Source organism: Methylobacterium ajmalii (assembly GCF_016613415.1).
In the GTDB taxonomy this organism is placed as follows: domain Bacteria; phylum Pseudomonadota; class Alphaproteobacteria; order Rhizobiales; family Beijerinckiaceae; genus Methylobacterium; species Methylobacterium ajmalii.
This window is the reverse complement of the sequence record NZ_JACWCT010000037.1, coordinates 60779-76337: the sequence shown is the minus strand read 5'-3', so window position 1 is coordinate 76337 and position 15559 is coordinate 60779. Positions and strand designations below refer to the sequence as shown.

General features: G+C 65.9%; 9 protein-coding genes. 2 read left to right on the top strand and 7 right to left on the bottom strand.

Features of this window, described 5'->3' with window-relative positions; all coding sequences use genetic code 11:
- Positions 1-87: 87 nt before the first annotated feature.
- Positions 88-684, bottom strand: a complete 597-nt coding sequence (locus tag HPY23_RS07275) for a hypothetical protein (protein ID WP_200602106.1) — start codon at positions 682-684, stop codon at positions 88-90.
- A 468-nt stretch (positions 685-1152) separates the two neighbouring features.
- Here HPY23_RS07275 and HPY23_RS07270 point away from each other — a divergent pair, with 468 nt between their 5' ends.
- Both HPY23_RS07270 and HPY23_RS07265 read left to right on the top strand, forming a co-directional pair.
- On the top strand, positions 1153-1872 hold the full coding sequence (locus HPY23_RS07270; RefSeq protein WP_413231146.1) for a metallophosphoesterase: 720 nt from the start codon (positions 1153-1155) through the stop codon (positions 1870-1872).
- A 248-nt stretch (positions 1873-2120) separates the two neighbouring features.
- Positions 2121-2786 carry a hypothetical protein gene (locus HPY23_RS07265; protein WP_200602108.1) on the top strand — a complete coding sequence of 222 codons (666 nt, stop codon included), beginning with the start codon at positions 2121-2123 and terminating at the stop codon, positions 2784-2786.
- A 71-nt stretch (positions 2787-2857) separates the two neighbouring features.
- Here HPY23_RS07265 and HPY23_RS07260 read toward each other — a convergent pair whose 3' ends face one another.
- From HPY23_RS07260 to HPY23_RS07235, 6 genes are all read right to left on the bottom strand, one after another.
- Positions 2858-3658 carry a hypothetical protein gene (locus tag HPY23_RS07260; RefSeq protein WP_200602109.1) on the bottom strand — a complete coding sequence of 267 codons (801 nt, stop codon included), beginning with the start codon at positions 3656-3658 and terminating at the stop codon, positions 2858-2860.
- Positions 3659-3667: 9 nt separating this feature from the next.
- Positions 3668-4030, bottom strand: a complete 363-nt coding sequence (locus HPY23_RS07255) for a hypothetical protein (protein ID WP_200602110.1) — start codon at positions 4028-4030, stop codon at positions 3668-3670.
- Positions 4031-4492: 462 nt separating this feature from the next.
- Positions 4493-4996 carry a very short patch repair endonuclease gene (locus tag HPY23_RS07250; RefSeq protein WP_200602111.1) on the bottom strand — a complete coding sequence of 168 codons (504 nt, stop codon included), beginning with the start codon at positions 4994-4996 and terminating at the stop codon, positions 4493-4495.
- Positions 4997-5021: 25 nt separating this feature from the next.
- Positions 5022-10883 (bottom strand): DEAD/DEAH box helicase, encoded by a 5862-nt coding sequence (locus HPY23_RS07245; protein ID WP_200602112.1) that lies wholly within the window; start codon positions 10881-10883, stop codon positions 5022-5024.
- Complete coding sequence (locus HPY23_RS07240) at positions 10880-12937, bottom strand: hypothetical protein (RefSeq protein ID WP_200602113.1); 2058 nt, start codon at positions 12935-12937, stop codon at positions 10880-10882. The genes HPY23_RS07245 and HPY23_RS07240 overlap by 4 nt, the downstream gene beginning before the upstream one ends.
- Positions 12931-15558 carry a hypothetical protein gene (locus HPY23_RS07235; RefSeq protein ID WP_200602114.1) on the bottom strand — a complete coding sequence of 876 codons (2628 nt, stop codon included), beginning with the start codon at positions 15556-15558 and terminating at the stop codon, positions 12931-12933. The genes HPY23_RS07240 and HPY23_RS07235 overlap by 7 nt, the downstream gene beginning before the upstream one ends.
- Between the last annotated feature and the right edge of the window lies 1 nt (position 15559).

The following is a 15559-nucleotide window of genomic DNA, read 5'->3' as shown; positions in this document are numbered from 1 at the left end:
ACCGCCGCTTGCGCCACCACGCGCAGGCTGCCTAACTTCTCAACCCAGGTGGACCAGTGCCTCCGTTCCTGAGGCCCGCAGCCTGTCTCAAATCATCTGACGACGGACAAGCGCCTGCAAGTCGAATGCGGTCAACCTGTCGAAGTTCTGCCTTGGCGTATACTTGACGTCTCGGAGATCCTCTTGCGCATCGCTGGCCCACAACAGCGCCGCCCGCAGCGCGAGCCATCCCCGGCCGAGATCGCCCCCGCGCAGGTGCAGCCATGCGGCATCAAGGGAGCGCGCGCTGATGCGGGCGGCCGCCTCCGCGCTGCCGAAGGCGGCAGCGTGGTAGGGCAGGATCATCGCCGCGTCGTAGAGGGGGGCGGAGAGGTTCTCGGGCGCGCCCTTGCGCTCGCAGGCCGCGAGCAGGGCTCTCTCCGCCCGTGTCGCAGTGGCAGCGGTCGGCTTCGTGATAGCCGACTTCAGGGCGAACCGCGTCTCGCTCGGTAGATCTTCCCGCCGGGCGATCGGCTCCAGCGCCGCGCACATGTCCGCGCGGGCGTCCCACAGGAGGAACTCGCCGCCGAACTGGCGCTCCCGCAAAGGCAAGGGCGAGCTCGGTTCGCGGGGGCCCGAGATCGGCTCGGGGTTGAGGATCAGCGCACGGATCGCCGACGCCTCGCGATAGGCAGTGTTCGTCATCGGGGGGCTCTCTGAAACGGGGACGCAGCAGGGCGCCGAGCAGGGCTCAGGCGGCGGCGGTCGATTTCCGTTTGCAGAGGGCAGGCATTCGCGGGGGTATCCCGTTCGAGTGGACGCCCAAGGTGCCGGCGATCCGGCGCCCCGGCAAGCGCTCTCCACCGCTGTGGTGAACTTTTCCCTGGCCGGATTGCAGAGAGTCGCCCCCTACGAATCGGGGCAGCAGCGCGATTTTTTGTCAGAGTCCAGTGCGAATCGGCAAATCGTGGCAACATCCCGTCCGAGGATCACAGGACGGGTAGGACATGAAGCTCACACTTTCCTCGGGGTCGGCCGGCATAATGACTATCGGCCGTCGGCGGGACTGCGAGCGGCACCTCAAAGAACCCTTCGGCCTCCCGGTCTTGCCTGGGAGAACGGCCGGAACCGCTAGGAGAAGCCCCTGACTGGGACCCGGCCGCGCACTCGCCGCTGGGCGGCTTCGACCTGACGGTCGTCGCCGGTGACGTCCACATGCCGCTTGCACGCGCCCTCGACTGGCTGGCCGAACGCCTGCCCGGCGTGCCCGTCGTCTACACCGCCGGCAACCACGACTTCTGGTGGGACCGCGGCGAGGAGCGCTACACGCTCGCCGACCAGACGGCCCGCGGCCGAGAGAGAGCCGCCCACCATGGCATCCACCTCCTGATGGACGACGTCGTCACGATCGGCGGGACCCGCTTCGCCGGCGGCACGCTCTGGACCGACTTCCGCCTCGGCTCGACCACGCTGACGCACGGCATGCGGTCGGCCCAGGGGCGCGACGGCATGATCGACTACCGCCGGATCCGCACCGGCCCGCGCTCGCGCGATCGCATCGAGCCGGGGGAGGTCCTCGCCCTGCACCGACGGACCCGCGCCTTCCTGGATGCCACCCTCGCCACGCCGCACGACGGCCCGACCGTAGTCGTCACCCGCCACGCGCCCCACCCGGACAGCCTGCCCGATCTCAGGGCCGACCTGCGCTGGTGCTACGCCTCGGACCTGCGCGACCTCATCCACGCGCGTGGGCCGGCCCTATGCGTGCACGGGCATCTCCACAGGGCCGCCGATTACCGCGTCGGGGCGACCCGGATCGTCTGCAATCCGCGAGGGCATGTCGAGGAGATCAGCGGCTTCGAACCCGACCGGATCGTGCACCTGGGAGGCTGAATGCCCCGGGAATGCCGGGATGCCTTCGACGCCCGCCCAGGAAAGCCCCAGCATCTCCCCAGCGATCGGACCGCGATCGAAACTTCAACGTACCCGCGCCCTTTACGGGCACTCGCGAAAAGTTAAGCTTGAGTTGTAGGGAGGCGTTCATGCCTTGCAACGGGCACAACCACTCATTCGATTGTACGTGCGGATGGGGAGGCACATGGCACGGGAACGTGCCCTACGGGGGCGGGGGGATCCGCTCATTGTCCCCGCCGAGGGTCGAGATCGTTCCGCCGACTCCCACGACGTCCATCGAGCGTCGGATCCGGTTCGGCGACTTCCACAGCCTGACGATCCCGAACGCCCGGTGCCCGGTCTGCGGAGCGTCGGTCTTCTTTTACCAGAACGCCCATGGCAGCCGGGTGTTCTTCGATGAGCTGGGCCCGCCTTGGCCGAAGCATCCCTGCACCGACCGAACCTCGAACCAAGCCATGGTGCACCGTATCGTGGTTGCCGTTCCGCAGGTCGCCCAGCCCAAGCATCGGGCTGACTGGTTGCTTGAGGGGTGGACGCCGTACCGGATCGTCCGCGATCCGCGCGAGCGAGACGACCGAAGCATCCTTCGCAACTACGCGACCGGGGACTACGTCGAGGCCCGTGTCGAGCCGAGCCGGCTCGCGGGGATACCCGTCGTCTATGCACGTATGCAGGGAGGGCGCCTCATCCTGAGCGCGGTCACGGGGGGCAGCATCACGCCGGTCTACATCGAGGCCGCTGGTTTTCGCCGTCTTACCAGGAAGCCGGCTCTCACGGGCTTTCCGCTCCATGTCGAGATCGAGAAGCGCCTCTGGCGCGAGCTCGACGCCAAGGCCCAGGTTTCCGCGATCCTCAAGCACCGCTTCTCTCGGCTCGGCTTGCGGCGGCATTAGCCGGTCGACGCGAAATCGGGCGATCAAGCGACCGGCATCGGCGCGGTCGCGTGCTGATGCCGGTCGGGAACTCAGGCCGTCGCGCCCGCGGCCAATTCACCGAACCTGGCCAGCTTCACCATCATGGCCTCGCGCGCCGCGTCGATCCTGACGGGGTCCGTCTTCACCGAAAGCCCTTCCCTCAAGGACCGCCCGAGGAAGTACGCGATGCGCTCTGCGTTGGCCCCCGATGGATGCGGCATTCCGTCGAGTACCTGCCCGGCCGAGAGATGCCGGCGCCGCACCATCTCGTTGACCGCCTCGGCCGCCTTGGGCCCGCACGGGACCCACATCGCATGCGGCAGGATCCTGGCCTCCTCGGCAAGGCCCTCATCCAGCTGTGCCCGGAGCAACGGCACCCGCAACAACGAGGGGTTACCCCTGTAGTTCTCGCCAGCCCGAAAAACCGGGAAGCGCAACGCCGACGTGAAGTGCACGAGATGCGCATGCGTCGTCCAGAGAGAGCCCGCGCCGGCGACCCCCAAACCTCTATGGACGCCGACGTGATCCAGCATCGCGACCAAGGCGTTGCGCATTGGTCCGGAGAAGCTCGCGAAGACCTTCGCTCGCGCCAAGGCATCCGGGTGGGAAGCGCCGGCGACGAGCGCTCGCCTGACCTCCAGCAGGGCGTTCCGCGCCTGCTCGGCGCCCGGCGTGATGCCGACGATCACAATCCTCGCCGTCGGCACGACGTGCTCGAACGGCGCGTAGGAGACCGTCAGGTCGCCGACAGTCCCGAGGACGAGGCGTCCCGAAAGGGTCGGATCCTCACGGATCTCCGCCTCGGAAGCCGCGGTGATGACGGGAGCGAAGCGTGCGAGAAAGTCCGACATCACGCCTCTTCAGCGCAGCCTAGCCGCGACCGCGAGCGCTTCATCGACGGTCTTCACGCTGACCGAATAGGCCCGCTTGCCCCTGAACTCCGGCATGGCCTGCACGGTGATGATGCGTCCCTTGCCGTCGCTCGCGCAGTCACGTTCCACGCAGTCGAACCCATCGGCGACGAGCGCCGCCCTCCAGCGCTCGTCCGCAGGGATCCAGACCTTCGCGGCGGTCTTCGTGGTGCGGCCGACGGCGAAGGCGAGCCCGGAAGCGGTCCGATACCGCAGCAGGTAGTCGGCATGGCCGACGTCATGGACCTTGTAGTTCGGATCCAGCGAGAACGCGTGTTCGAGTTGGGAACCGAGGGGGGACGGCGAAGGCATCGAAGCTCCGATTTGGGGAGGGGCGCGTCACGGCCATCGACAAAAGGCCACCGCGCCACGCCCGCGGTCGAGCCGAGGCGCAGCGGCAGTCCGTCAACGACAGCAACACAGAGAACCGGAGGGCCTTGCCCAGCCCGTGGGATCACGCTGCCAGGCGATCGTAGGGTTGTCCAATGGAAGCTTGAGGAAGTTTATGGCGCTGTGGGAAACCTCGGCGAACAGGGGCGCATCGGAGTGGATCGGCTGGCTTCCCGCTCGCGGATGCTGATGCCGGCTGCAAAGATGGGCACGTCACAACGGCCGACCCAATCAGGTCCAGCCGCCGATACCCCCGAAAACGACGCGCCGAGAGTGACAGCCGTCGGCCAGGGTGCGAACCGAAAAGGATCGGATCGTTCCATCACCGTCCGAGGATGAAATCCGGTTGGTGAGCTCAAAGGCCCGGGAGCCGGAATTTACCGCTCAGGTCACCGTTCCCTCCGGCGCACGCTCCTCCATCACCTCTTCCCGCGAGCGGGGTATTGGGGCGGGTGGATACTCTCCTTCGCGTTCCTGGCCCCGGAGCCAATCGACCACGTGATCCGCGCAAGCCGCCGTCTTGTCTTTCCCCGACAGTCCGCACTCCCAGATCGTCAACACGCGCCATCCAGCGTCCAGGAGTTCCACCACCGCACGCCGATCGCGTTTCACGTTGGCTTCGAATTTTTCGGTCCAGAACGGAACGTTCGATTTCGGCGTCGTGGTTTTGGTGCAGCCATGCCGATGCCAGAAGCAGCCATGGACGAATATGCAGGTACGATACTTTCGAGAGACGATGTCCGGACGGCCCCTCAACTCCTTCGCGTGTAGCCGATATCTCAATCCTCGTGCGTGGAGGGCCGAACGTAAAGCCAATTCCGGCGTGGTGTCGCTCTGCCGGACGCTTCGCATGATGGCGGATCGCTTCTCCGCGTCGACGCGATCCATTCGCCCCCCTCTCTCGGGTCATGCCTCAATCGGCATCACGTGAACGCGCGGTTTCCAAAGCCGACACCGGACGGCGCCCGGCATCAAAGGTGTCGACATAGAACACCGGGCTGCCGTCGGCATCCCGTGCGACACTCGCGAACGGTTCGCCGCGTCTCACGCTCGGATCGACGCGCCAGAAAGGGTGGACGATCAGATAGAACCTGTCCCCCGCATCCGTGCGCTCCCGGATCCCAGGAAGCTTCATGCTTCCCAGCTGCACGGGCGTCCTCCGGGTCTCGTTCAGGCGGCAGAGCTCGCCACGGACGTCCCGCGCCATTCGGGGCCAATCCAACAGCTCCAGATCGGAACCCCAATCCCCGTCCAGGCCGGATCGATAGTCGGCGTCGACGAGCGCCCTGAGGAAGCCCAGTCCCAACCGCCAGTCCAGCAATCCGTGGTACTGCCGGTTCCCATAGCGACGGAGACACTGGTAGCAGGCCTGAGCGCACTCGTCCCGGTGCGTGCCCTTCCGAAAAGCGGACACGATGGGATCGTCGTGGCGGTCCAGCATGGATCGGACCAGCCTCACGATCGTAGGCGTGCCGTCCCTCTCCTCCTCGGCGAGGCGTCTGCAGAAGCCGGCACCGTTGATCAGGTTATCGGCGATCTGCAGCATCGGCATGCCGCCGGGCAGCCGCGGCTCCAACGCCTCGAACTCGTCGGGATCGACGTCCAGTTCGAGGGACGCTCTCATCAGGATCATCTGAGTCGCGCTGATCGCGGCCGCGCGGACGGCCGCGTTCTGCGGACCCCTGTCCAGGTTGGCGAGCCGGAGGCCCCGGGGCACGTCGCGCAACCTCAGATAGAGCGCCTCCGTCGGCTTGCGCGAGATCAGACGGATACCGTTCTCGCCCGCGTTTTCCTGGACTTCCCACCATGGCTTGCCTCGACAGACGTCGGGGACGACCCACTGGTTCTCAAGCCGAGGGTTCTTCGCCTTGACGCCCCACGGCATGAACACGGACTTCTGGTGGGCGAACTCGACCGCGAAGCCGTCCGGCACCTCTTCGTTCTCGCTGAGCGGTCCGTCGTTGAGCCTGAGGATCGAGGCTCCGGATCCAGCGTGGATCGACAGGTTGGTCCCGTCCACGTCCACGACTTCCACCTCTCGGATCTCGGCCGCGACGACCCTCCGAATCGGTGCCGTCTGGTGGTCCTCTTTGGGGTCCTCGGTTTGGAAGGAGGTCCGGAAGCCGGACGGCACATGGTACTTGTTGGAGTTTTCCGGTGGGACCTCGAACCCACAGTCGACGCACTCGAACGCTTCGGCCGGACGTTCGTCGTGGAGGCTCCTACCGCGGCACTGAGGGCAATCCGACACGTGATACGACGCGTCGTACCATTGTGCGTCGGGCTCCAGCGGAGGAACGAACGTACCGTGGATTTTGGGGGCCATTAGTCCGGAGGTGAATCCGGCGGCCTTGTGTATGCGCTTGTCGCGAACCAGCGTCTGCCCCGGTGCGAACTCGAAGATGGCCACGTCGAGGTCGCGATCGATCGCGTCCCACGCCACCTTGCTGCGCCCGTCCCGTCTCAAGCCGAGGTAGAGGTTCCGTACGCGAGTGGGCATCCCGTACATCGGGAACAGCCCCTTCTCCGCGAGGAACTCGCCCAGGCCACCGACGAAATGCAGTCCGGACCCGCGTTCGCGCATGATCTCGTCGAGGAGCGAGGAGGTGTCGCAGAACGCCACGAGTTCCTCCGCCCGGTTCGGAATGCCCTCGCCGAGCGTCGCGGCGAACCGATCCCGGACGGCGACGGTCTCGTCGAGAGCGCCCCTCAGTTGGTCGGGCCAAGGTGACCCTTCCACGAAGAAGACCTGGGTGGGAACGAATTCGCCATGTGGATCGGGCTTGCCGCCGTCTCCCGGGTATCCCTCTCCCCAGCGGTCGCGCAGAAGAGCGAAAGCGGCTCCGAGCCAGACCTTCCTCACCAAGCGCAGCGGAATGTCGATGTGCTCGACGGCTAGGAACGGGGGAGGAGGAAGGTCTCCCGTGATCGCTTGCGGAACTCGAAAGTAGTGTAGATCGTGGCTTCGGCTCCTGCACAACGTGACGACCGTCGAATACGCTTGGCCTCTTCGGCCGGCGCGACCCACGCGCTGCTGATAGTTGAAGCGCTGCGGGGGCATGTTGCCCTGGTAGACCGCCTGAAGCGCACCGATGTCGATTCCGACCTCCATGGTCGTCGTGACGGAGAGCAGGTCGATCTCGGAGGCGGCCTTGCGGAGCTCGGGATCTGAATTGGCGTCCTCCGCGACGAAGATGCCCTTGAAGCGACGCAGACGGTCCGCAGGGCTGCCGGTTTGACCGGTCAGTTCCTCGCAACGAAGCCGGAACGCAGGCACGTTTTCCGTCCTTGAGCGAACGACGCGTTGTGCGAGGAAGTTGCCCTTCCAGAGCGTCTCCACCTTGTCGGTCGCACCCTCAGGCAACGGCTCACGGCATCGCGTGCAGAGCGCTAGGCCACGATGGAGATGGATGCGCGAGCACTTTCCACAGCGCCAGAACGGATCCGTCGCCTTGGCCATCTTCACGGCAAGCCTGGACGCGTCGATGATGCCGTCGAAATGTTGGAGCTCCCGCAATCCGGCGAGCACGTTGTTGGCGACCGTGTCTGGATCCCGAGGATCCACCGCTTGCGCCATGGCCATGACACGGTTGCGTTTCGGCACCCGTTCCCAGGGTTTGCTCTCCTCCGTCAGGTAACGATTGGAGGAAACGCGATAGGCGTCACCGAAAACGCGCAGCCAGGCGTCCCAACGATCCGCATCCGCCGGAACCTTGTCGCTGAAGAGCGTCGGGTAGCCGAGACCGGTTTCTTCGAGCGCGAAGTACGACCGCGAAAAGAGCACCTCGTCGATGTGCGGGTTCTGGCTCTCGATGACCTCGCTGCGAATGCTCTCGATGTCGGCCGCATAGATGCCGTCGGTCTTCCAGATGAAGCGGTCGCCATCCCGCTCGAACAACTCGGGCCACTCGAAGCGCCCGTAGCGCTTCACTCCGACGTCGTCCGTGGGGTGGATGCCGAGCTTCAGCATATCCTGCAGCATCGGGCTCGTGGAAACGCCTGCCTTGGCGATGGACTGTTCGACCACGACCTTGAGCGGAACCCTGTCCTGCCCGCCCGCCTTCTTCAGGTCCGCGATCTTCTTGGCGACGATGCTCGCCTGGTCCCAGTCGTCCTCCTCCTCGTACCGGTCCTTATCCTTCTTCAGTTGAGCGATGGCGGCCGCGTTACCCTCGGCGTCGGATACCCGGCTCGCGATCTCAATGATCATCAGGCGCCGGAGGTCCTGGTAGTGGGCGCCTTCGATGACCATGGCCGCCTTGGCGGCGTCCTGTCGGCTGTCCGAGAAGGCCACTGCCTTCGGCAGGGAGCCGCTCGCGTGGAGCACCTCGAACATCTCGGTGGCCAGGAGCTGGGAGGTCTTGTTGAAACCGGTTCGGAAGCTCCGGATGGGCGAGAACCTCGGCTTCTGCCGTGGGGCGTAGCTGACGCCGCACGCAGGGCAGCAGTCCGGACCTGCGGTCCCAACGGAGTCTAGCTTTCGCTTGTGGGACCTCTCAGGCTTGGTGCAATGGAAGATCCTTCCGGGTACCATGGACGGATCGCCGGCCCCGATCGTCCCCTTGGAGACGACGCCGGTCTTGGTATCGAGGGTGGCGGCGGGCCAACTCTCGTTCTCGCCCGCGTCCTCCGGCGCTCGCGTCTTGGGCCAGAACATCGCGAACTGGTGGAAGCTGAGGTCCTCGTAGTGACCGATCCCACCCGCCTCGGGTAAGGCGCCCAGATCCGGAGCCGACGGCAGCAGCTCAATCTCGGACGATCCGTTGGCCTGGACGCCACGCATCCCCCCGAGGAACGTCTCGCCGCAGGCTTCGCAGTAGATCAGTTCGAACTTGCGACGGTGGCCGCTCGCCGTCGAAGTGTAGGTCAGCCCGCGGTCGACCGTGACGCCGTCGTAGCGTACGATATTCTCGTGGTCGACCGCCTCCGGGGTGGCGAACAAACCTTCGATGCTGCGGACGAACTGGTGGATCCTGAAGCTGGGCGTCTCGTCGCTCGGGGCGACCCCGAAAACCCCCTTCGTGACGTCTCCGATACCGCGCAGGAGCGCCAGCCCCCTCACGCCCTTCCGGGCGACCTCCGTATCGCCTCCGTAGAGACGATCGGCGATCGTGCCTACGGTCGTCGCCCGCGGCGTCGCCGGCCCGCGTTCGCCTTCGGACCTGCAGGCCCAGACCAACGCCGCGGCCGCGCCCTCGACAGCTTCCGCCAGAGCCTCGCCAAATTGCCTCTCGGAAGTCCGCGCCTCGATCAGTGCCCGATGGCAGGCTTCGACGGCTTCGCGCACCGCGGGTGTGTCAGGTACGGTTTTGAGCAACGAACCATCGGGCACCAGGACGTCGACCAGACGCACGAAAGGATCGACCTGGAGGCTCGCGTAGGCGGGGCGGGGCGGGAAGATCGGGGTGCCCGGAACCACGCATTCCGCCCATTGCGACCGATCCCGAAAACCGTCGTCGCCTTCGGTCGTCGAGGTGCCGAACGGACCGAAGAACCCGTCGAGATACTTCAGGCTGCGGTCACCCTCGTCCCCGGTCGTCGGCAGAGACGCGCTCGACGCGAGTATCCTCAGTTTGTGGCGGACGACCGGCTCGTCCAGTCCCAGTCTGCTCAGTAGCGCTCTAATGAGGCCGGCCGTTTCCGTGCCGGCAGACCCGCGGATCAGGTGCAGCTCGTCGAGGACGAGGTAGAAATAGGCGTCGGGGTCGGTCGCCAACCACTCCCTGGTTCGCGCGAAGATCGGCGCTTCCACCTCGCGGGCGAGCATCGTCCCGAGCATGGACGCGTTCGTGACGAGGATGTCGGGCGGGTCGAATTGCATGTCCCAGCGGGACAACATCTCCCCACCGTCGGTCGCAGGAAAGAGGTAACGGGTGGCTTCCGGCTTGCCATGGGTCTCGGCGTCGTGATCGCATGCCAAGCGATGGTCCCGTTCGAACTCCTTCATGTTCCCGGCGAGTTCGGCGATCTTGTTCTCCCGGCGACGTTCCTCCTGCGGCGTGCCCCCACGCCGCGGGTGGTCCAGGAACTGGGTCACCGGGGTCGCGCCGGTATACCGGCCGAAGAAGATCCGATTGCCCTGCAAGTGGCGGTCCATCGCCAGTCTCGCCTCCGGTGAGTCGAGTGTCCGGCGCAATCTCGTCATCTGATCTTCGACCAGGGCGTTCATCGGATAGAGGATCAGGGCCCTCACCGCCGGCTTGCGCGCTCGGTTCTCACCGATCCTCTTCCGGACGAAATCGGTCTCGCGTTCGCGCCACCAGCGGCCGCGGAGGTAGCCGGCCGCGGGCCGTGGCCAACGCTTCGCCTCCTGGATCAGGGCGGCGAGGACCGGCAGCATGAAGGACTCGGTCTTCCCGGAGCCGGTCCCCGAGGTCACGATCGCGGGATGCCCGGCCTTCAACCCTCGGGCGAGCATCTCCATCTGATGCTTGTAGGGCTTGTAGATGCTCTCTCGGGCGATACGACCGCCTTCCACGTCCTTGCCTGGGAAGAGCCCCGACAGGACGATTTCCACGAACGCCTCTCTCGCCTCGGGATCCATGCCACCGATCGGGTTCCCGGACCAATCGTCCAGCAGAGCTTCGAGCCGATATTCGGTGGTCTCGTAGCGAGGTACGGGTTCCAGCAAGGGGTCGGTCGCGAGGTTCCCCGGTTCGAGGAGGAGCCGTCGACGCGCTTCGGCCAAGTCCGTCTGGCGGATCCTGAAGGCCGTGTCGAGGTAGGTCAGGAAGAAGTCGCGAAGACGCTCGAAGCCGCCGATCGGATCGATCATGACGAGATTTTCCTGTCGGATTTCGTGTCGAAGGCGACGGTGGTCACGGCGCCTTTGGTCTTCGTTCCGGTCCGGCCGGAAACAAGGCCCAGCGTGAAGGCGGCAGCGCCATCGTGGTCGAGCCATGTACGCGCGGCGGCATAGATGGCGGCGAGGCGGGCCCCCAGATCGCCGCCCGCACCTTCGAGCTCGGAGAGCTGGACGAGCAACGACGAGCGATCCTCGGCCGTAACGGTCGACGTCACGAGTGGCGGCGTCAGCATCGTCATGGCGTCCGACCGAGATCCCGCCTTCATGATCGAGGCCGCGAAAGCCGCGTCACCGCCATCGGCGCGCACGACCGTGTCGAGATCAAGCACCTCCGCTTCCGGACGCGTCACGGGTACCGACGACGTCGCCACGACGAGGAGGTTGGGAGGGCGATGGGCACGGAACAGCGTTCGGAAGCGGGGGAACCAGTCCGCAAGCGCCGCTCTCTCGATGTCGTCCAGACACACCAGCCTGACCGCAATCGGATCCTCCGACGCCTCGCCCCATGCGACCGCCAACGGTGTCGGCGAACCGAGCCCTGGGTGGCGCCAAAGGTCTTCCGGACCCAACATCGTCGGATCAAGTGGAGATCGCAGAAGCCGCCCACCCGAGATGACACTCGCGTAGCTTTCGAGGAGCCTCTCGGCGGAGTCGCCGTAGACAACGGGGATCTCGCCTGCGCGACACAACACGTCCAGGCATCGGAACTTCGCCTCGTCGAGGCCGCGCTTTCGAACCTGGGACGCGCCGATCCTAGGCAGCTCCGTCAGTTCGACCCTGGAAGCGGCCGCGGCTTGCGGCGCGAGCCAGGGAGAGGTCGAGACCGAACGCGCGTCCCGCACGACCTCGGGGCGCCCGAGGCCAGCGAGATCCATCAGGCGCGTGACGGCCTCGCCGGTCTCCCGAACTTCGCCGAGGATCGATCCGACGTTACCGCGGACGCGATCCATCGCTGAGCCGAACAGCTCCTCAATCCCTGCGAGCTCGGCCGACTTCTTCGACAAGCCATCTTCAAGCTCAAGGACACGCCCGGACAGGGCTTCCACCTCGGCGCGTCGGTCGGCGAGTTCCCGGTCAACTTCGGCCACTATCGCAGGTCGGATCCTCTCCAGCTCGTCGCGCCTCAGCGCCTCCCTCTCGCCGTCCGACAACGCGGCCAGTCGGCCCTGGACGGCCGGATCGGCGAAGATCTGGTCGGCAATGCGAACGGCCGCTTCCGAGCTGCTGGTGAGCGTGGAGAGGAACTCTCCGAGGCGGCCTCGCGCGGCGTCGAAATGACCGGATTTGTCGCCGATCATGTCCGTGTCGCGATAGAGAAGCCACAACTTGTGCGTGAGCTTGTCGTTGAGTTTGTAATCTTCGGAGTCGGATCGAAAATCAGGAATTTTTTTGAGAACTTTCAGTATGTATTGCAGGAACTCGACATCCGTCTGCCAATTGGCGTGAGCGATGACCTTGGATGGCAGATCGCCTGGCAGAAGGTAATGTCGCCCATCGATCGCGAACGTGTCCTCCGGTCCGAGATCGTCCGGATGGAGCTCAATCCGCTCAGCGCTTTCCAGGTGGGACAGGGTCCACCGCCTCCGAGCTTCGTCGAGGCGCAACGTCGGGCAGGCCAGCTTCCGACCCTGGATGGCGATCACGACGCGAGGTTCGGTCTGGAGGCCTCGATCGAGACCCTCGGTCATCACGTTCCGTCGAAGCGTCGCGGGATCGACGGTCGCGAGCGATCGGATCACTTCGATCGGTTCATCGACCCTGGTCGTGACGAATCGGTCACGCCCTCCGTGGGCGCTCGTCGGCCCGACCGTGAACAGGACAACGTAGCCTGCGGGCCGGTTGACGACGCGTGGATCGATGCTGAAAACGCACCCCTCGGTCGGAAACCACGCGGGATCCACAGGAACCCAACCATCCGGTCGAGCGAGCGCCCGTGGCATCAGGCGGGCGATCCGCCGGTCTTCGAACATCGTCTCGCCCAGGTAGATGTCGTTCCCGTCGAGGTCGGCTTCCCTTTTCAGCACGTCCCGCCCCTCCAGTCCCGCCAGGCGAAGTGTCTGCCTGCCGGACCTCTCGCCCTTCCCATCGCCAGAGCCCTCAGGAGATCGGGTTTCGACGCTTCGACGCCTTCACCCGCGTCGATCGCGGGGCCGAGGATCGTACGAAGCCGACGGGCGTCCGACGGGGAGCAGGGAGTTCGGTAGACCCGACTGCCGTCGGCACCGAAGATTATTGCCGGACCGCAGAGCGATCTCAACCTCAGATAGGCAGAAAGCTGGGGCGGAAGGCAACCTTCAGACGTGTTTCGTTCGAGGGTTCCCGAAGATCCGTCGAACCGGAACATCGGCCGCCCGGCCAGCCGATGGGCCAGCACGATAGCGGCGGACCGTCCATCGAACAGGCCCTGCACCTCTTCGTGTCGGATCACTCTGAAGATGTCCGGTGCGTTCGGCTTGTGCGTGGCGAGATGCTCGATCCTCACGCCGTCGCACGCGTCACCGCCGAAGCTCACGAACCTTCCCTTGGCCCAGCTCCAAGTCGACGCGACGAGCCGTCTGCTGTCCGTGTAGACGGAGACCGGAAAGGTCGCCGCCACGTCCGGGGGCGGGACGTACGCTTCGGCCGGGACGATCTCCAATCCCAGCTCTCGGGGAAGCGCGTCGAAGGCTCCGCCAGCGGCGACGAGGGTGGACACCGACCAAGGCCGGTGCAGGCAACGGACCTCGACTCTGCCACCCGACCCGATGGCCAAGTCTCGAAACTTGCGCCTCGTCCGTGCCGGCGCGGCTCCATCCAACGCGAGCCTGCCGTCCGCGAAACGCAGCAGTCTCGGCGGCGCCAGAAACCATCTGCGAGCGCGCCAGTCGCGGGACACCCGCGGCGTCAGCCAACCGACCTCGGCGAGCATTCTCAGGACGTCCCAACCCGCGTGCTCGTCGGGAATGCGCGCCGAGATCAACGGGACGAGCCGGTGTTCCGGCCAACCGCGTCCGCCTCCGGCGTAGATCGCTTCGAGCAGGTCGTAGAGAGGGCCCGTGTCTTCGACATCGACGTACGGCAGGTCGAGCGGCTCGACGGCGATGGGTGACGCCTCCGGCATCGCCGGCTCGTCGGCGCGCCATCCGGGAGCCAGGCGGTCGGGAAGCTCGACGGTCGTCTCCAGGGCGTCGCGCTCGAAAACGATCGCCGGAGAGGCTCGCCGCGAGCCGGCTTCGCCCACGGAAATGCGCCACACGCCCGAAACAGCGCCGTCCGCGTGCAGTCGGATGTCCGGCCCGTCGAAATCGACCGACAAGGTGCCCTCGACGCCCCCGACGGGGACAGCCTCGGCATCGCAACCTTCCACCGCGCGCACGACCGGCAGGAAACCGGGGCGGCCCAGGTACGAGCCTTCCATCCTGATGCCGCCGGTCACTCTCACCTTGACCAGGTCTGAAGTGTCCGTAAGGCGCGTTCCGCGAACCTTGGCGAGGATCCGCCGGGCTTCTTCCCACGGTACAGGACGGAGCAGCGTCCACCCGCTCCGCTGCCCGGACGTATCCGGGGAAAGCCTGCACACGTCGTCCCGGGCCAAGAGGCGGACGGTGGCGCATTCCGGGTCACGGGCCGCACGCCACACGCCCCAATCGCCCTCACCGAACGGAACGACGCCTTCGGTAAGAGAGGAGACGAGTTCCCTCGGCAGTGCGCGATCCCCGCTTGAGAGGAGAGCTACGATCTGACCGACGGAGGCGGCGATAGTGTACGGCTCGGTCGCATCTCCGTCCGCTCGGGGAATGCCCAGAGCGGACGACAGCCGTTCGTCGTCAGTCGTGATCGAAAACGTGTCCAGGCCATCGAAATCCGTGGACGCTTCCAGGACGAACGACGTCTCGCGTCGCTCTTCGTCCACGTCACGGCGCAAGGCGGTCATCGCCAGCCAGAAGGGATGGTCGGCAAGAAGCCTTTCCCGCCTGGCTTGCCGGGCGTCGAAATCGGAGAAGGCCCTGAGGAACCCTTGGGACCACGAGTGGGAAGGGATCTCCCGCCTGACCCGAGCCGCGAGAACATCCGACCTGGGCGGCGGCCCAGCAGCGAGGTCACCGAACAGACGTTCCATTCGCCCGAGATCGTGGCGCGACGGAAAGACGATGCGGATGGAGTGCCCTATCCGGGTCATCGGATAGGGATCGGGAAGGACGATCCGACGGACGTCGTCCCCGGCGGCGTTTCTGGCTTCGCACCAGTCCCGTGCCTTGCGCCAGAGATCGGCGAGGCCGCTCAAGGACGAAATGCCTCGATCGAGCCGAAGGACTTCCCTCAAGCGCTCGTTGAAGAGGCCGGATTCCGACACATCCGGCGAGACGGAGGCCACGTGGCAGGACAGGACGAGATAGTTGAACCAGCCCATGACCTTGAGGCCTCCGGGCGGCGACAGGGCATATCCGTGGCTGAAGGCGTCGACTAGGCCGCTTCGCGAGAACACGCGGAGGAATTGCTCGAACGTCGCGTCCGCATCCGCCTCGCCGCGCCCCATCGCGAGGGCTATGCGGCGGCGTGAGGCATCGACGAACTCCAGCGGAGCCGAGCCTTCCGGACCATCGGCGCCGAGGTAATGGCGCGTCAGCGCCAGCTCGAATTCCCAGAACGGCGACAGCCGGACCACT